At 72.0% G+C, this 16,689-nt stretch carries 14 protein-coding genes; 5 read left to right on the top strand and 9 right to left on the bottom strand.

Annotated elements, in window-relative coordinates; all coding sequences use genetic code 11:
• Positions 1-10 precede the first annotated feature (10 nt).
• Positions 11-328 carry an STAS domain-containing protein gene (locus tag IEY99_RS14730; RefSeq protein ID WP_229798662.1) on the top strand — a complete coding sequence of 106 codons (318 nt, stop codon included), beginning with the start codon at positions 11-13 and terminating at the stop codon, positions 326-328.
• Here the strand turns inward: IEY99_RS14730 and IEY99_RS14735 are convergent.
• The 9 genes from IEY99_RS14735 to IEY99_RS14775 all read right to left on the bottom strand — a co-directional run bounded on the left by IEY99_RS14735 (position 315) and on the right by IEY99_RS14775 (position 11,489).
• Positions 315-3,941: a SpoIIE family protein phosphatase gene (locus IEY99_RS14735; protein WP_189203393.1), complete on the bottom strand. Its 3,627-nt coding sequence runs from the start codon at positions 3,939-3,941 to the stop codon at positions 315-317. The genes IEY99_RS14730 and IEY99_RS14735 overlap by 14 nt on opposite strands.
• A 105-nt stretch (positions 3,942-4,046) precedes the next feature.
• Positions 4,047-4,796: a gamma-glutamyl-gamma-aminobutyrate hydrolase family protein gene (locus tag IEY99_RS14740; protein WP_189203395.1), complete on the bottom strand. Its 750-nt coding sequence runs from the start codon at positions 4,794-4,796 to the stop codon at positions 4,047-4,049.
• Entirely contained in the window at positions 4,781-4,981 is a 201-nt protein-coding gene (locus IEY99_RS14745; RefSeq protein WP_189203397.1) for a hypothetical protein, read from the bottom strand. Before IEY99_RS14745 ends, IEY99_RS14740 begins: the two co-directional genes overlap by 16 nt.
• Before the next feature lie 38 nt (positions 4,982-5,019).
• A complete protein-coding gene (locus IEY99_RS14750) occupies positions 5,020-5,712 on the bottom strand; it encodes a gamma-glutamyl-gamma-aminobutyrate hydrolase family protein (RefSeq protein WP_189203399.1) in 693 nt (230 codons plus the stop codon).
• Positions 5,712-6,110 (bottom strand): hypothetical protein, encoded by a 399-nt coding sequence (locus tag IEY99_RS14755; protein WP_189203401.1) that lies wholly within the window; start codon positions 6,108-6,110, stop codon positions 5,712-5,714. Before IEY99_RS14755 ends, IEY99_RS14750 begins: the two co-directional genes overlap by 1 nt.
• A 110-nt stretch (positions 6,111-6,220) precedes the next feature.
• Positions 6,221-6,985, bottom strand: a complete 765-nt coding sequence (locus IEY99_RS14760; RefSeq protein ID WP_189203403.1) for a 3-oxoacyl-ACP reductase — start codon at positions 6,983-6,985, stop codon at positions 6,221-6,223.
• Between the two features lie 10 nt (positions 6,986-6,995).
• Positions 6,996-8,357, bottom strand: coding sequence for an aldehyde dehydrogenase family protein (locus IEY99_RS14765; protein WP_189203405.1), 1,362 nt, complete (start codon positions 8,355-8,357; stop codon positions 6,996-6,998).
• Between the two features lie 183 nt (positions 8,358-8,540).
• Entirely contained in the window at positions 8,541-9,887 is a 1,347-nt protein-coding gene (locus tag IEY99_RS14770) for a glutamine synthetase family protein (RefSeq protein ID WP_189203407.1), read from the bottom strand.
• Between the two features lie 72 nt (positions 9,888-9,959).
• Complete coding sequence (locus IEY99_RS14775; RefSeq protein WP_189203409.1) at positions 9,960-11,489, bottom strand: amino acid permease; 1,530 nt, start codon at positions 11,487-11,489, stop codon at positions 9,960-9,962.
• A gap of 1,222 nt (positions 11,490-12,711) precedes the next feature.
• Between IEY99_RS14775 and IEY99_RS35090 the strand changes: the two genes are divergently transcribed.
• The 4 genes from IEY99_RS35090 (at position 12,712) to IEY99_RS14795 (ending at position 16,244) form a co-directional block, all read left to right on the top strand.
• Complete coding sequence (locus tag IEY99_RS35090; RefSeq protein ID WP_189203411.1) at positions 12,712-13,143, top strand: MerR family transcriptional regulator; 432 nt, start codon at positions 12,712-12,714, stop codon at positions 13,141-13,143.
• Between the two features lie 481 nt (positions 13,144-13,624).
• Positions 13,625-14,326, top strand: coding sequence for a DUF998 domain-containing protein (locus tag IEY99_RS14785; protein ID WP_189203413.1), 702 nt, complete (start codon positions 13,625-13,627; stop codon positions 14,324-14,326).
• The gene (locus IEY99_RS14790; protein WP_189203415.1) at positions 14,260-14,784 is read left to right on the top strand and encodes an ArsR family transcriptional regulator; all 525 of its coding nucleotides are present in this window, start codon (positions 14,260-14,262) and stop codon (positions 14,782-14,784) included. Before IEY99_RS14785 ends, IEY99_RS14790 begins: the two co-directional genes overlap by 67 nt.
• Positions 14,781-16,244, top strand: coding sequence for a sensor histidine kinase (locus IEY99_RS14795; protein ID WP_189203417.1), 1,464 nt, complete (start codon positions 14,781-14,783; stop codon positions 16,242-16,244). The genes IEY99_RS14790 and IEY99_RS14795 overlap by 4 nt, the downstream gene beginning before the upstream one ends.
• Positions 16,245-16,689: the final 445 nt, after the last annotated feature.

A 16,689-nucleotide genomic window follows, 5' to 3' on the forward strand; every position in this document is an offset into this window, starting at 1 on the left:
TCGTGTCAGCGTGGATCAAGACGGGCCCGAGGACATCTTCTCGGCCACCACGTCGGTGGCCGGCGACCGGATCACCGTGGTGGTGACCGGAGAGGTCGACATGTCGACGGCGGACGGGATGTTCCAGGCGGCGACCGGCGACGACGCCCGCGCGCTCACGCTCGACCTGCGCGCGGTCACCTTCTTCGACTCGGCGGCCATCCACACCCTGATCCGCCTCGCCGAGCGCTTCCCCGCCGCCCTCGAGGTCCTGCCCTCCCCGCAGGTGCTGCGGGTGCTCGACATCTCCGGGCTGAGCGACCAGCCCTGGCTGGTCAAGAGCGGCTGAGCGGCCGGCGCAGGGTCACCGCGGTGCCCTCCTGCGAGCGGGTCACCGACAGCTCCGCCAGGGCGCCGATCAGGGCCAGCCCACGGCCGCGGAAGCTGGGACCCGTGGCGGGCCGCCAGCTGCCGGTGTCGCGCACGGTCGCGGTCACCGCGTCCTCGTCGAGCGAGACCCGGACCATGATCACCGGCTCGGCCGGGGCGATCGGGTGCTCGATCGCGTTCGCGGCCGCCTCCGAGACCGCCACCATCAGGTCGAAGATGTCCTTCTCCGGGACCTCGTTGCCGGTGAGGAAGTCCTCCAGCCGCCGGCGCAGCACGCTGAGCCGGGTCGGCTCGGCCGGGAGCCGCAGCTCGAACTCGCGCGGCTCGGTGGCCTGCAGGGCGAGCAGCGCGATGTCGTCGCGACGGGTCTGCCGGGCCGCCTTGGCGAGCAGGTTGTCGAGCAGGTCCTCGACGTGGTCGGCCGGGTTGGCGAGGTCGGCGCGTACCTCGGTGAGCCCGGCGTCGATGCCCTGCCGCCGGTCCTCCACCAGGCCGTCGGTGTAGAGCAGCAGCCGGTCGCCGGGCGCCAGCTCGGTCCGCAGCGTCGGATAGGCCGAGCCCGCCAGGGCACCGATCGGCGGCCCGAGCGCGGTGGTGTAGAGGAACTCGCCCTCCTGCCCGGGCGCGGCCCGCACCGGCGAGGGGTGTCCCGCGGCGGAGTAGTGCAGCTCCCGCGTACGCGGATCGAAGCGCACGCACACCACCGTGGCGAACTGCCGCCGGCCCAGGTTGTCCACCAGCCGGTTGAGGCGGGTCAGGGCCTCACCGCAGTCGAAACCCTCCAAAATGTACGCCCGCAGCGCGTTGCGCAGCTGCCCCATGCCCGCCGCGGCCTGCACCCCCTTGCCGACCACGTCGCCGATGACGAGGAACAGCCGGTCGCCGGGGGCGGCGATGACGTCGTACCAGTCGCCGCCGACCTCGGCCTCGCTGCTGCCGGGCAGGTAGCGGCTCGCCACGATCGCGCCCGGCACCCGGGGCAGCGACTGCGGCAGCAGGCTGTGCTGCAGCGTGCTGGCGATGCGGTGCTCGGCCTCGTAGAGGCGGGCGTTCTCCAGGCGCAGACCGACGAGGCGGGCCAGCTGGGTCAGCAGCACCGGTTCCGGCGGGCCGTCGGCGCCCGACCAGACCTTCAGCTCGCCGAGCGTCGCACCCGTGGTGTCCGGCAACGTCAGGGTCGCGTCGGGTTCCGCGGGGCCGGTGAGGTCGCCGACCACCTCCGCGCGGGCTCCGGTCGCGGTGAGCACGACCCGGCGGGCCGAGGTCATCGCCGCGACGTGCCGCGCGGCCACCTCCAGCACCTCGGCGGTGGTCCGTACGGTGTTGACCGCCGCCGCCGCGTCGACCAGGCCGCGCAGCCGGCTGATGATCTGCCGGCGCAGCTGCCCGAGCTCCAGGTTGGCCCGTACGCGAGCGGTCAGGTCCCGAGCCGAGAAGGGTTTGACCAGGTAGTCGTCGGCGCCGGCGGAGAGACCCTCGACAGAGGACTCCTCGCCGGCCCGGGCGGAGAGCACGACGATCGGGACGTCACGGGTACGCTCGTCGGCCCGCAACGCCTTGATCAGGCCGAACCCGTCCAGCCGCGGCATCATCACGTCGGTGAGGATCAGGTCGAACGGATCCCGGCGGGCGTGATCGAGGGCCTCCAGGCCGTCGACGGCGGTCGTGACCTCCCAGTACGGCCGCAGCAGCCGCGCCACGTGGTCCCGCAGGTCGGCGTTGTCGTCGGCGAGCAGCACCCGGCCCCGCCGCGCGGCCTCGACCTCGCCGGGCACCGACGCGGCGCCCGGCTCCGACCCGGTGTCGCCCAGCCACCAGTGCGCCTCCTCGACGTAGAGGCGGGCCTCGTCGTCGGGCACGGCGACGGCTCCCTCGTCGAGGATGCGGTCGGCGGGCAGGTGGGCCGTGCCCAGCGGGACGGTGACCGTGAACGTGCTCCCGACGCCGAGCTGGCTGCGCGCGCTCGTCGTGCCACCGTGCATCTCGGCCAGCTCGCGGACCAGGGCCAGGCCGATGCCCGTACCCTCGTGGCTGCGCGACCAGGACCCGGTGACCCGGTGAAAGCGGTCGAACAGCAGCTTCTGGTCCTCGGCGGCCACGCCGACCCCGGTGTCCTCGACCTCCAGCACCGCGGAGCCGAGCCGCTCGCAGAGGCGGACCGAGATGCCGCCGGAGCGGGTGAACTTGACGGCGTTGGAGAGCAGGTTGAAGACGATCTTCTCCCACATCTCGCGGTCGACGTGGACCGGACCGCTCAGCGGCCGGCAGTCGACCCGCAGCTCCAGCCCGGCCCGCTCGGCGGCCGACCGGAACGTGCTGGCGAGCCGCGCGGTGTAGTCGGCGAGATCGGTGGGCCGGTACGCCGCGCGCAACCGCCCGGACTCCAGCCGGGAGAAGTCGAGCACGGTGTTGACCAGCTTCAGCAGGCGCAGGCCGTTGCGCTGCATCGGCAGCAGGCGCTCGCGCAGCTCGTCGCCGAGGTCCCGGCTCGCGAGCAGATCCTCCAGCGGCCCGAGGATCAGGGTCAACGGGGTGCGGAACTCGTGGCTGACGTTCGAGAAGAAGTTGGTCTTCGCCGCGTCCAGCGCGGCGAGCTCGGCGGCCCGCCGGCGTTCCTGCTCGTACGTCCGCAGGTTCGTCACGGCCCGGGAGATCTGCGCGGTGACCAGGTCCAGGAAGTCCCGGTAGCCGTCGTCCATGGCCAGGTAGCGGCTGACCCCGACGACCAGCGCGCCGACGTCGCCGCTGCCCATGTCCATCGGCAGCACCAGGGCCCGGTCCGCGGCCGACGGCGGGGCCGCGGCCGTCACCGCCGCGACCGGCACCGCGGCGGGCCGGTTGGTGCGCATGACCTCCGCGACGACCTGCCGGGCCTCGTCGCCCAGCGGCCCGGACGCCGCCTCCGGGACGCCGCAGGCCCCGGTGGCGGCCTCGCCGGAACCGCCCAGGTACAGCAGGGCGAACGGCACGTCGCCGGGATTGTCGCCGAGGACCCGCGCGGCCTGCGCGCCGAGCGCCGCCTCGTCCGGCGAGTCGGCCAGCAGGGAGCCGAGCCGGCTGAGCGTACGGACCCGGCGGTCGGCCAGCACCCGGCCGGTGGTGTCGCTGACGATGCAGAACACGCCGCCCACGGTGCCGTCCTCGAGCCGGATCGGGTCGTAGGAGATGTCGAAGTACGTCTCCTCGAGGAAGCCGTACCGTTCGAGCATGAACGGATGGTCGGCGGCGTAGTACGCCTCGTCGGCCGCGGTCACCCCGTCGAACAGGTCCTGCAGCAGCGACCAGGTCTCGGCCCACATCTCCCGGCCGGGGCGGCCCAGGTGGCCGGGATGCTTGCTGCCCATCGTGGTGATGTACGCGTCGTTGTAGAGCGCGCAGTAGTCCGGCCCCCAGAAGAGCACGATCTGCGCCTTCGAGGCGAGCATCGTGGCGACGGCGTCGGCGAGCTCCGCGGGCCACGAGGCGGGCGCCCCGAGCGGGGTGTCCGTCCAGTCCAGGGCGCGCATCCGGTGGCCCATCTCGCCGCCGCGCCCGAACGCCGTCCGGAGTCGCTCCGGCAGCTCGGCGCCCATGCATTCCTCCAGGACTGGTCCTTCTGAAAATTGCACGGTAACGGTATCCAGACTCCTGCGCCTGCCGACTTCGGCCCCGGACCCCGCGCCGGGCGATGCGCCGGATCAGGCGGCCAGGCTCGGGCGACCCAGGCCCGAGCGGCGGGCGGCGGCCTCCACCAGCGCGGCGAAGACCCGCAGATCGCCGGTGCGTTCCGGATGCCACTGCACGCCCAGGGCGAACGTCCGGTCGCGGCTCTCGATGATCTCGGCGATCCGGTCGTCCGGGCACCAGCCGCTCACGGTGAAGGTGCCGGGGTCGTCGACGGCCTGGTGGTGGAAGGAGTTGACGGTGAGGTGCGACCCGAGCAGGGCCATGGCCCGCGACCCGCGCTGCAGCACGACCTCGTGCCGGCCGAACGACGAGGAGTCCGCGGCGAGCGGGTCGGTTCCCGGCGCGGCGCGGTGACGATCATGGCCGACCAGATCGGGAAGGTGCTGGTGCAGCGAGCCCCCGGTGGCCACCGCCATGAGCTGCATGCCCCGGCACACCCCGAGAACCGGCAGGTCCGCGTCGAGGGCGGCGCGCATCAGCATCAGCTCGGAGCGGTCGCGGACGGGATCGGCGCCGGTCGCCGGATGCGGTTCGGCACCCCAGTGCGCGGGGTCCACGTCGCCGCCTCCCGCGAAGACGATGCCGTCCAGCGACTCGATCACGTCGGTGCCGGGATCATCGGGGGTGATGAGCACCGCGCGCCCGCCCGTGGCGTGCACAGCCTTGACGTAGGACAAAGGGAGCATCCCGGCCAGGACGTCGTTGCCGTTGTACTGCACGTGCTCGGCGTACGAGGTCAGCCCGATCAAAGGCCTGCGCATGCGGTGCGAACCTCCTCCGTCTCCAGATCTTCGATATCGGCCGTCGGCTGCAAGGCCTTGAGGGGAATTCCGGAACGGCGCCGACCTGCCTTCCATAACCCGGGGCCGCACGCGGCAATCTGTTGATCAATGACGTTTTCTTCACGAACGTCGAAATCGTTCGAGCAGGTGACAGCGACACGCACGGTCGGATTCCCACCAATCACCCCGCGGGGCGCGCAAATCACCCGCGCCGGGATGCGGCGGCCACGAGCGCGCCGAACAGCCGCTTGTCCCGCATCACTTCCGGATGCCATTGCACGCCGACCACGAAGGACCGCGCCGGATCCTCGACCGCTTCCACGCTGCCGTCCTCCGTACGCCCGGTGACCAGCAGCGAGCCCGGGTCGGCGACGCCCTGATGGTGGTAGCAGCGCACTTCCCGGTCGTCACCCATCAGCGCGGCGACGCGGCTGCCCGCGGTGAAGAGCACCTCCTGCCGCCCGTAGACGGCGGGAGCGGGCCGGTGCCGGTCGTGTCCCAGCACGTCGGGCAGATGCTGGTGCAGCGCACCGCCGGCCGCGGCGACCAGGAGCTGCATCCCGCGGCAGATGCCGAGCACCGGCAGGTCGAGCGCGAGGGCGGCCCGCGCCAGCAGCAGCTCCGCCGCGTCCCGGTCGGGCCGGGTGACGGTCAGCGGCCCGGGGTCCGCGCCGTACAGGCCGGGATCGATGTCGGCGCCGCCGCTGAGGACCAGGCCGTCGAGGACCCGCAGCACGTCGGCGTCCAGGTCGTCGGGCGGCAGCAGCACCGCCCGGCCGCCCGCGGCGGTCACCGCGGCGACGTAGTCGTGCGGGACCAGCACGGTGGGCAGGTCGTGCCAGACCGCCCAGCTGGCCGGCTCCACGTAGGTGGTTATCCCGATGACCGGACGCATCACGCCCACCCAGCCGTCGCGCCGCCACCCCCGGCCCGCCGAACACCCGGCCACGGCGCTTCGCCGACGCCTCCGGCGCCGCCGGGCCGCCGCGCGGCCGGCAACGGCGTTCCGTCGACGCTGATGCCCCGCCGCGCGGCCGGCAACGGCGTTCCGTCGACGCTGATGCCCCGCCGCGCGCCCGGCAACGGCGTTCCGTCGACGCTGATGCCCCGCCGCGCGGCCGGCAACGGCGTTCCGTCGACGCTGATGCCCCGCCGCGCGCCCGGCAACGGCGTTCCGTCGACGCCGTGGGGCCGACGAAGGCCGGGCAGCACGAGCGCGCGGCGCCGGTCCCTGAGGGCTGGCGCCGCGCTCGGGCCCGTGCCACCCACCGGCGCAGCGATCGAAGCGTCCACCGGCGGGGATGTGACCCCTGCGCCCTGCCGAAGCAGCGCGTGAACGAACCGTGCCCGCGCTCCCCTCGCCTTAAACGATCCCTCGCGAATTCGTCGTGCCAGGTCGGAGCTCACAGCGGCGTCACGTAGGCCCCGGTGATGCCGCCGTCGACGACGAACTGCGCGGCGGTCATGAACGACGCGTCGTCGCTGGCCAGGAAGGCGACCGCCGCCGCGATCTCCTCCGGCTCGGCGAAGCGGCCCATCGGCACGTGCACCAGCCGCCGTGCCGCGCGCTCGGGGTCCTTGGCGAACAGCTCCATGAGCAGCGGCGTCGCCACCGGCCCCGGGCACAGCGCGTTGATCCGGATGCCCTCGCGGGCGAACTGCACCCCGAGCTCACGGGTCATCGCGAGCACGCCACCCTTGCTCGCCGTGTACGCGATCTGCGACGTGGCCGCGCCGAGGAGTGCGACGAACGACGCCGTGTTGATGATCGAGCCCTTGCCCTGCCGCTGCATGTGCGGGATGGCGTACTTGCAGCAGAAGAAGACGCTCGTGGTGTTCACCCTGAGCACCCGCTCCCAGGCCTCGATCCCGGTGACCAGGATGGAGTCGTCGTCGGGCGGGGAGATGCCCGCGTTGTTGAAGGCGATGTCCACCCGGCCGTGCCGCTCGGCCACCCCGTCGAAGAGCGCCCGCACCGACTCCTCGTCGCTGACGTCGCACGCGACGAACTCGCCGCCCACCTCGTCGGCGGCGGCCTTGCCCGCCTCCGGCGAGACGTCGGCGCAGACCACCCTGGCACCCTCGGCGGCGAACCGCCGGGCCGTCGCGAGGCCGATGCCGCTGCCGGCCCCGGTGATGACGGCGACCCGATCCTGCAAACGTTGCATGCCGACCCTCTCAGCTGTCCGTCGAGATGAACACGTTCTTGACGTCGGTGAAGCTCAGCGGCGCGTCGGGACCCAGCTCGCGGCCGAGCCCGGACTGCTTCATCCCGCCGAACGGCGTCCAGTAGCGCACCGACGAGTGCGAGTTGACGCTGAGGTTGCCGGTCTCCACGGCCCGCGACATGCGCAGCGCGCGGCCGAGGTCGCGCGTCCAGATGGAGCCGGAGAGGCCGTACTCGGTGTCGTTGGCCAGCTCGATCGCCTCGGCCTCGTCCCGGAACGGCATGACCGACAGCACCGGCCCGAAGACCTCCTCGCGCCAGTGCGGGTCGCTGGAGGAGCGGGCGAGCAGGACGGTCGGCGGGAACCACCAGCCGTCGCCGGTCGGCGCCTCACCCGTGAAGGCCACCTCGGCCGTCGCGGTGTAGGAGGCGACCTTGTCGCGGTGGGCGGCCGAGATCAGCGGACCCATCTCGGCGGTCGCAAGGCTCGGATCCTGCACCCGGAACGCCTTGACGGCCGGCTCCAGCAGGGACAGGAAGCGCTCGTACACCGACTCCTGCACGAGCAGCCGCGACCGCGCGCAGCAGTCCTGACCGGCGTTGTCGAAGACGCCGCCCGGCGCGGCGGCCGCAGCGCGCTCGAGGTCGGCGTCGGCGAAGACGATGTTGGCGCTCTTGCCGCCCAGCTCGAGGGTCACCCGCTTCACCTGGTCGGCGCAGCCCGCCATGATCGACTTTCCGACCTCGGTGGACCCGGTGAAGCACACCTTGCGCACGGCCGGATGCGTGACGAACCGCTGCCCCACGACGCTGCCCTTGCCCGGCAGCACCGTGAACACGCCCTCGGGCAGCCCCGCCTCCAGCGCCAGCTCCCCCAGACGGATCGCGGTCAGCGGGGTCAGCTCGGCCGGCTTCAGCACCACGGTGTTACCGGCGGCCAGCGCCGGCGCGAACCCCCACCCGGCGATCGGCATGGGAAAGTTCCACGGGACGATGACGCCGACGACGCCCAGCGGCTCGTGGAACGTCACGTCGATGCCGCCGGGCACGGGAATCTGCCGCCCGGACAGCCGCTCCGGCGTGGCGGCGTAGTAGTCCAGCACGTCACGGACGTTGCCCGCCTCCCAGCGCGCGTTGCCGATCGTGTGCCCGGCGTTGCGTACCTCGAGCCCGGCGAGCTCCTCGACATGCTCGTCCACGACGGCGGCGAACCGCCGCAGCAACCGCGCCCGATCCCCCGGCGCCACCTGCCGCCACGCCGCGAACGCCCGCTGCGCCCGCCCGATCGCCGCATCGGTCTCGCCGACCCCGTTGGCCGGCACCGAACTCAGCACCGCCCCGGTCGCCGGATCGATCACATCAGTGCTGTCCACCACACACCCCACCAGTCCTCACAGCCGCCCCGTCAACCCACCCACCGTCGCACTGCGCCCGCCGCGGTGACGAGGGCGCCGAAACGGACAGGGCGCTCTTTGCCGTGGTGCGTTTCGGTGTCCTCGTCACCGGCTCTCAGGGGCGCAGTGCCCGCCGAGCGAAGCGAGGCCATGTCACAGCCCTTACATTCTTTCGAAGCCACGGCGCAGCTCCCAGTCGGTGACCGCCGCGTCGAACGCCCTCAGCTCCACCCGGGCCATGTTCGCGTAGTGCGCGACCACCTCGCCGCCGAAAGCCGCCGACGCCACCGGTCCACGCTCCCACAGCTCCAGCGCCTCGCGCAGCGTCGTCGGCACCCGGGGCGCGGCGTCGTCGCCGTACGCGTTGCCGTGGAACTCCTCCTCGAGCGACAGCTCCTGCTCGATCCCGTGCAAGGCCCCGGCGACCAGCGCGGCGATGGCCAGGTAGGGGTTGACGTCGCCGCCGGGGACCCGGTTCTCCACCCGCATGCCCTGGCCGTGCCCGGCGATGCGCAGGGCGCAGGTCCGGTTGTCGACCCCCCAGCGCAGCGCCGTCGGGGCGAAGGACCCGGGCTGATAGCGCTTGTACGAGTTGATGTTGGGCGCGAAGAGCAGGCTGAACTCCCGCATAGTGGCGAGCAGCCCGGCGAGCACCCGCTGCCCGGTCACCGACAGGTGCGCGGGACCGTCGCCGAGCATCGCCGAGCGCCCGTCCTCTCCCCGCAGCGAGAAGTGGATGTGGCAGGAGTTGCCCTCACGCTCGTTGGGCTTGGCCATGAAGGTCAGCGCCATCCCCTCCTGGGCGGCGATCTCCTTGGCCCCGTTCTTGTAGATCACGTGGTGGTCGGCGCAGGTCAGCGCGTCGGCGTAGCGGAAGGCGATCTCGTGCTGGCCGAAGTTGCACTCGCCCTTGGCGCTCTCGGGAACCAGCCCGGCGCCGGCCATGTCGTTGCGGATGCGGCGCAGCAACGGCTCGACACGGGCGGTGCCGAGCAGCGAATAGTCCACGTTGTATTGGTTAGCGGGCACGAGGTCGCGGTAGTTCTTCGCGAACGCCCGCTCGTAGGTGTCCCGGTAGAGGACGAACTCCAGCTCCGTGCCCGCGTACGCGGTGAGGCCGTGCGCCGCGAGCCGGTCGAGCTGATGGCGCAGGATCTGCCGCGGGGAGGCGTAGACCGGCCGGCCGTCGGTGGTCTCGAGGTCGGCGAGGACCAGGGCGGTGCCGGGTTGCCACGGCACCGGCCGCAGCGTGGCGAAGTCGGGGCGCAGCACGAAGTCGCCGTAGCCGCTGTCCCACGACGACATCGCGTAGCCACCCACGGTGTTCATGTCGACGTCCACCGCCAGCAGGTAGTTGCAGCCCTCGCTGCCGCCGGTGGCGACCTCGTCCATGAAGTAGCGGCCGTGCAGCCGTTTGCCCTGCAGGCGGCCCTGCATGTCGGTGAGCGCGAGCAGCACGGTGTCGATGCTGCCGTTGTCGACGCCGACGGCGAGGTCCTCGAGATCCATGGGTGCAGTCCTATCGCATGGGGCCGACATTTTCCGCGGGCCGGGCCGGGAGTCCGGCCCGGCCTCGGATGATCACTCCGGCGGGGCCGGCATGGTCTGCTCTCCGTGTGCGGCCTTCTCGATGAGGTTCTGCCTGGGCCCGGTGAACCACTTCCGCGCGCTCGCGAACCACCAGACGCCGGCGGCGCCGACCACGACGAGTACGGCGACGATCGTGTAGTTGAAGGTCTTGGCCGTGATCGGGCTGGCCGTGGGCAGCACGAACAGGACGCAGATGATCCCGACCCAGACGATGGCGACCCAGCCGATCGGCGCGCTCCACCTGCCGAGGTGCCACGGCCCCGGCCGGAAGTCCGGGCTGAGCCGGCGCAGCAGCACCGGTCCCACGTAGGCGATGTAGAGGCCGATGACGGCGATGGACGTGGCCGCGAGGTAGGCGGTCGTGTTCCACAACGACGGCAGCACCAGGATGGTGCTCATCGCCACGCAGAGCCAGATGGAGTTGGTCGGCGTACCGGTGCGGGGGTTGACCTGCTTCCACAGCCGCGATCCGGGCAGCGCGCCGTCGCGGGCGAAGGCGAAGGCCATGCGCGAGTTCGCCGTGACCGAAGCCATGCCGCAGAACCACTGCGCCACCATGCAGATGAAGAGCAGGAAGGTCCCCAGATCGTGGCCGACGGCGTCGATGAAGATCTGGGCCGGCGGCAACCCCAGTGCGGTCGTACGCTCCGCCTCGTAGTCCTGGATGGACCAGGTGATGGCGACCAGAAGGACGAAACCGGCGATCACCGAGACGACCACCGACATCACGATGCCTCGCGGCGCTGCGCGCGCCGCGTCGTGGGTCTCCTCCGCCACGTGCGCCGAGGCGTCATATCCGGTGTACGTGTACTGCGCCATCAGCAGCCCCACGAGTACGGCGTAGGCGCCCGCCCCGGCGAACGTGAAGCCGGTCGCGTTCTGGACCTCGAAGAACACCTCGGAGATCGGCTTGTGGTTGTCGGGCACGACGGCGAGCACGACGACGATCACGGCGACGCCGGCGAGATGCCACCACGCGCTCACGTCGGACAGCAACCGGACCAGGTTCACGCCGAACGTGTTGAGCAGGCCGTGCACCACGATGACGACGAGAAAGATCAGGAAGGTCCGCCCCGCGGTGACCTCCATGTCGAAGGCCAGGCCGAGGAAGGCGGAGGTGGTGATCGCCGCCCCGAAGTCGATCGCGGCGGTGACCGCGACCTCGCCGAGGAAGTTGAACCACCCGACGAACCAGGCCCACGCGGCCTTGTTGCGCTTGGCGAGCGCGGCGGCCCACCAGTAGAGGGCGCCGGCGGTCGGATAGGCGGAGCAGACCTCCGCCATCGCCAGCGCCACGAAGGTGACCATGACCCCGACGAAGAGCCAGCCGAGGGTGATGGCGAGCGGCCCGCCGGCGGTCATGGCGATCCCGTACGAGGTGATCGCGCCGGCAAGGATCGAGATGATCGAGAAGGAGACCGCGAAGTTCGAGAAGCCGGACAGTCGGCGGTGCAGTTCCTGCTGGTAGCCGAGCTGGGCGAGCCGTTCTTCGTCGGTGCTGGGGACAGGGTCAGCGCTCATGCAGGCTCCCTAGACCGAGGGTCGGCTGTGACCTGGGCCACCGCCGTTGGGTGATGATCCACCCGAGGCGCGACGGCCGTCAATGAGCGGGGCTAATTGCGTTGCCCGGCGCGAATCGCGGAAGGCACACTCGTACGCATGTCAGGGCTCAGGAAAGCGCGGCACGGCCTCATCCGCCGCACCCGCGCAGCCCTGCCGGTGTTCTGACGCCGCAAACGCGGCGCGCGAGCCCTCGGCAGGCATCGCGAACACCAGAGGAGCAGCCGTCCCCGGCGCTCCCACCCGCGACGACGCGGGGCGCGGTCACCTCTCTCTCGCCACAGCGATGCGCTGTGCCACGCGCCCGCCCCGCGTCGTCGCCCTCTCCCCTTCCCCCCACCTCGCCCCGCTTCCTGGGTTCCCGATCGCCAGCCCGGCCCGGTACGGCCAGACGGTGCGGCCCGGCGCAGCGGCGCAGCAGGGTGCAGTGCGGCCCGACGCGGCCCGGCGCGGTGCGGTGCAGCGCGGCCCGACGCGGCCCGGCGCGGTGCGGTGCAGCGCGGCCCGACGCGGCCCGGCGCGGTGCGGTGCAGCGCAGCCGGCGCAGAACAGGTCAGCGCAGTGCGGTGCGGCCCGGCGGCGCAGCGCGGTGCGGCGGCGGACGCGCACCGGCGAGATCAATGCGCGGTGCCGTCCGGCCCGGTGCGGCCCGGCCCGGTGCGGCCCAGCCCGATGCGGCCCAGCCCGATGCGGCCCAGCCCGATGCGGCCCAGCCCGATGCGGCCCAGCCCGATGCGGCCCAGCCCGATGCGGCCCAGCCCGATGCGGCGCGCACGGCGGCGCGGCCGCGCCGCGGCGAAAAATCTACAGCGGCGAGTCTAGAAATTGACACCTGGCGGGCCTAACATCGTGGTGGTCGGCCACGCACAGCCGACACGCAACTGGCATTGACCCTGAGTTGGTTAAGGAGGACGAGATACCGCAGCAACGCGTAATCGCCACGTCCCCGAATCGACAAGAGGTGATCGCAGCCGATGCCCATCACTCCGGCCATCCGCTAGCGGCACGCAGGCGGAACGGCCTTGCCGGCGACGGTCGGCAGCAGAATTGAAAAGCCAAGGCCCCGGTAACCCGCCGGGGCCTTGGACTATGTCACCCAACAGTCACCCGATCTCCACCGACGACCTCCTGTCGTCCCGACCACCTGCACTACCGAACACGTGTCACTTTTCCGGAAGGCTCGATGACCGCCACGCTCGACGACGCCGACTTCCCGGCGTACACCATGGGCCGCGCCGCCGACATCCTCGGCGTGACGCCCGCGTTCCTGCGCAGCCTCGGCACGGCCGGGCTGATCGAGCCGGAACGCTCACTAGGCGGTCACAGGCGGTACTCGCGGCATCAGCTCCAGCTGGCCGGTCGCGTACGCCAGCTCCTCGACGAGGGAATCCTCCTGACGGCCGCCTGCCGCATCGTCACCCTGGAAGACCGGCTCACGGCGGCCCACCGCCGAATCATCGAACTGGGCGGCACCCTCACCCCCGACGACGACGCCGACCTGCCCACCCCGACACACCCGGACATCGTCACCACGAACTACTACCCGACACCCCGCGCCGACCGCTCCACCTCACCCCCACGAGCCCGTGAGCACCGCCAACCCCCGACGTCCTGAGGACCACCGCCCGCCCGCAGCACCAAGCACGACCCGCAGCACCTGCCCGCAACACCACCCGCCACAGCACCTGCCCGCGACACCACCCGCCACAGCACCTGCCCGCAACACCACCCGCCACAGCACCAAGCACCACCACGGCCCACCAGCCGCGAGGCGGCAATCCGACGGAATCCCGCTCCGACCCTGAGCGGCCAGCACGGCGAGGCCGGCGCGACCCCTGAGCCGCCAGCACGGCCAAGCCCCGCCCGACCCCTGAGCCGCCAGCACGGCCAAGCGCCGCCCGACCCCTCAGCGGCCAGCACGCCGAACACGGCGCACGGCGCGCTGCAATGCTCCCGCGGCCCGTCCGGGCAGGACGAACTTGTCGCTGCCGCGGAGAATCTCGACCGCCGCGGCGACACCGATGCCCGAGCTTGCCCCTGTGATCACCACCATCCCGGCGCACACGGCCATTGGTTCACTTCACTAGCGTGGACCCATGCTGCGGATCATGGAGGGCCAGGCCGTCCGCGTGTGGGGTGCGACCGCTGGGCTGGCGATCCTCGCGGGAGCGGCCGTCATGCTTGGTGCGCTGATCGCCGCGCCGGGCTCCTGGCTGCTGGGGTACGTGAGCGAGGCGGGCACCGCGGCGGCGCCGTGGGCTACCGCGTACCGATGGGGTCTGATCGTTCTCAGTGGCGGTGTGGCGCTGCTCGCGCTGGCGCTGCGGCCGCAGTCCCGACCGGTCGCCGCCCTGCTGGGCGGCACCGCCGTCTTCGCCGCGACCTCGGGCTCGGTGCCCTGCACCGACCGGTGCCCTCTGCCACCTTTCGAACCGACCACCCCGAGCGACGTGATCCATTCCGCCGCCAGCATCGTCGGCATGGTGCTGTTGGCCGGCGCCATGCTTCTCGTCGCCGTATCGGCCGCCTTCCGCCCGGCCGCACGCCGCCTGGCGGGCGTTCATGCCGCCCTCACCATTCCCCTGGGCGGCGCGCTCGGCCTGATCATGCTCTTCGTAGGTCGCGGCCAAGCCGGGGCGATCCTGGAACGGATCATGCTCGCCGTCGCCGCCAGCTGGCTCATCGGCACCTCCATCTTGACGATATTACGTAGTTCCGTAAGACTACCACCATGGATGCCTCAGCCGAACCCCTCGAGCACCGGGTCTCGGAGCTCGAACGCCGCCTCGCGGAGCTGACCAGCACGGTCCACGGCCGCACGCCGCGCTCCGGCGACCGGCATCCGCCGGATGTCTTCTGGGCACTGGAAGGCCTCCGCGAGAGGGTCGGCGACGACAACGGTGGCGCCGTGCTCTTCACCGGCACGGTCAACCTGCCCACGGGCGAGCACTACGACTGGCAGTTCGGCACGGCAGTGGACGACATCTTCGAGTCCGACTGGTCCGACTGGGCCAGCACGCTGGGGGCCCTGGGCCATCCGGTTCGGCTGCTGCTGTTGCGCCGAGTCCTGGCCGGCACACGGAAGGCCACGGAGCTCGCCGACGACGACGCGCTCGGGACCACCGGCCAGATCTACCACCACCTGCGCCAGCTCGTCAGCGCCGGCTGGCTGCACACGGCGGCCCGCGGGCAATATGCCGTGCCCGGCGAGAGAGTCGTGCCGCTGCTCGTCGTCCTCTCAGGAGCGCAGCGATGAGCGCGGTCTCCGCCGGCGGCGCGCTCGCGCTTCCGCAACCCCGCGAACGAGGCACCCCCGCAGCGGCCTCCGACCACTGGCGGCGGCCCGGTCCGACGGCCTCCCAGCGAAGGGCGGACCTGGCGATCGGCCTCGGCGTCGCGGCGCTCGCCGTGCTGAACGTCGTCCTGGCCCGCAGCGCCGGCATCTTCGCCAGTGCAAACCCGCCGTCTCTCGCCGAGCAGATCTGCTGGTCCCTGGCGGGCACCGTTCCGCTGATCTGGCGTCGCGCCCACCCTGAGATCGTCGCGGTGGTTGTCGCCGTCGCCTTCATCTCGGGGCAGTACCGGGGCGTGCAGGAGCAGCAGGTGGCCTCGGGGGCGATCTTCGCCGCGGTCTACGCACTGGGTGCCTGGGGACGAGACCGGCCACGCGCCCGCTGGCTACGGCTGGTCATCATCGCCGCGATGTTCGTGTGGCTCGCCGTGGCCTGGCTGATGGCTCACGACGACCTGCCGGCCGACGGCCTGCCCGGAGCCTCGGGCGAACTGCCGCCGCTGCTGGCCTCGATCATCAACGGCGTACTGATCAACGCGCTCTTCTTCGGGTTCGCCTTCCTGTTCGGCGAGACGGCCTGGCAGGCGGCGCGCCGAAGGCATCAGCTCGAGGAGCAGGCCGCCGAGCTGCGCGCGGCCCAGGCCTTGATCAGCGAGCAGGCCGTGCTGGGCGAGCGGGTACGCATCGCCCGCGAGCTGCACGACGTCGTGGCACACCACGTCTCGGTCATGGGCATCCAAGCGTCGGCGAGCCGGCGGGCGATGGACCGGAACCCGGAGCTTGCCCGCACCGCCCTCTCCGCCATCGAGCAGTGCTCGCGCACCGCAGTGGACGAGCTGCGCCGCATGCTGGGCGCCCTGCGCGCCGCGGATCGCCCGGGTGACGGTAAGGCGCTTCCGCACCAGCGGTCGGTCGACCGTCCGGCCGGGATAGAGCAGGTGGAAGAGCTGGTCGATCGGGCACGCGCGGCCGGCCTGGAGGGGCGGCTCGGCGTGCACGGCACGCCGCGGACGGTGCCGGAGTCCGTCTCGCAGGCGGCGTACCGGATCGTGCAGGAGGCGGTCACCAACACGCTCAAGCATGCGAACGCGACGACGATCGACGTCCGGATCCGCTACCTCGCCCACGAACTGGAGCTGGACATCGCCGACGACGGGCGCGGCGACACATCCGGCACGGCGAGCGGCCTCGGCCTCATCGGCATGCGCGAGCGGGTGGCCGTGCACGACGGCCACCTCGAAACCGGCGCCCGCGCCGGCGGCGGCTTCCGCGTGCGCGCCCGACTGCCGATCGCGCCGGATACCGACACCTCGGCGGCGCCGGATACCGACGCCTCGGCAGTGCCGGACACCGACGCCTCGGCAGTGCCGGATACCGACGCCTCAGCAGTGCCGGGCACCGACACGACAGGAGATCCATCTTGACCAGCCCTCGACGCGCCGTCCCTGCCGGTGCCGTCCCGACCGCCACCAAGCCGACACCCTCACCCGCATCACTCAGCCGGACCACCGAATTCGCAACGCTCAGCCGGACCACCCAAGCCGCGCCACTCAACCGGACCAGCGAACCCGCAACGCTCAGCCGGATCACCCAAGTTGCGCCACTCAGCCGGACCACCGAACCCGCGCCACACAACCGGACCACCCAAGCCATGACACACAACCGGACCACCCAAGCCATGACACACAACCGGACCACCCAAGTCGCGCCACTCAGCCGGACCACCGAAGGTGCACCGATTTCTCAACCCGTCGTGCCCTCGCTCGCCGTCCATCCAGGTGGAGCCGCGCCCGTTGCTCGGCCGCCTGGAGCGGCGCCCGCCACGCAAGCACCCAGGGCTACGGCAGCTTCCCAAGGCGCAGGGTTCGA

The organism is Couchioplanes azureus (assembly GCF_014648355.1).
GTDB classification, from domain to species: domain Bacteria; phylum Actinomycetota; class Actinomycetes; order Mycobacteriales; family Micromonosporaceae; genus Actinoplanes; species Actinoplanes azureus.

What these genes read in the sequence shown, in the direction of transcription:
- IEY99_RS14785 (WP_189203413.1), top strand. Translation starts at nt 13,625, where the DNA reads ATGCTGCGGATCATGGAGGGCCAGGCCGTCCGCGTGTGGGGTGCGACC.
- IEY99_RS35090 (WP_189203411.1), top strand. Translation starts at nt 12,712, where the DNA reads ATGACCGCCACGCTCGACGACGCCGACTTCCCGGCGTACACCATGGGC.
- IEY99_RS14795 (WP_189203417.1), top strand. Translation starts at nt 14,781, where the DNA reads ATGAGCGCGGTCTCCGCCGGCGGCGCGCTCGCGCTTCCGCAACCCCGC.
- IEY99_RS14790 (WP_189203415.1), top strand. Translation starts at nt 14,260, where the DNA reads ATGGATGCCTCAGCCGAACCCCTCGAGCACCGGGTCTCGGAGCTCGAA.
- IEY99_RS14740 (WP_189203395.1), bottom strand. Translation starts at nt 4,796, where the DNA reads ATGCGCAGGCCTTTGATCGGGCTGACCTCGTACGCCGAGCACGTGCAG.
- IEY99_RS14735 (WP_189203393.1), bottom strand. Translation starts at nt 3,941, where the DNA reads ATGGGCGCCGAGCTGCCGGAGCGACTCCGGACGGCGTTCGGGCGCGGC.
- IEY99_RS14760 (WP_189203403.1), bottom strand. Translation starts at nt 6,985, where the DNA reads ATGCAACGTTTGCAGGATCGGGTCGCCGTCATCACCGGGGCCGGCAGC.
- IEY99_RS14750 (WP_189203399.1), bottom strand. Translation starts at nt 5,712, where the DNA reads ATGCGTCCGGTCATCGGGATAACCACCTACGTGGAGCCGGCCAGCTGG.
- IEY99_RS14775 (WP_189203409.1), bottom strand. Translation starts at nt 11,489, where the DNA reads ATGAGCGCTGACCCTGTCCCCAGCACCGACGAAGAACGGCTCGCCCAG.
- IEY99_RS14770 (WP_189203407.1), bottom strand. Translation starts at nt 9,887, where the DNA reads ATGGATCTCGAGGACCTCGCCGTCGGCGTCGACAACGGCAGCATCGAC.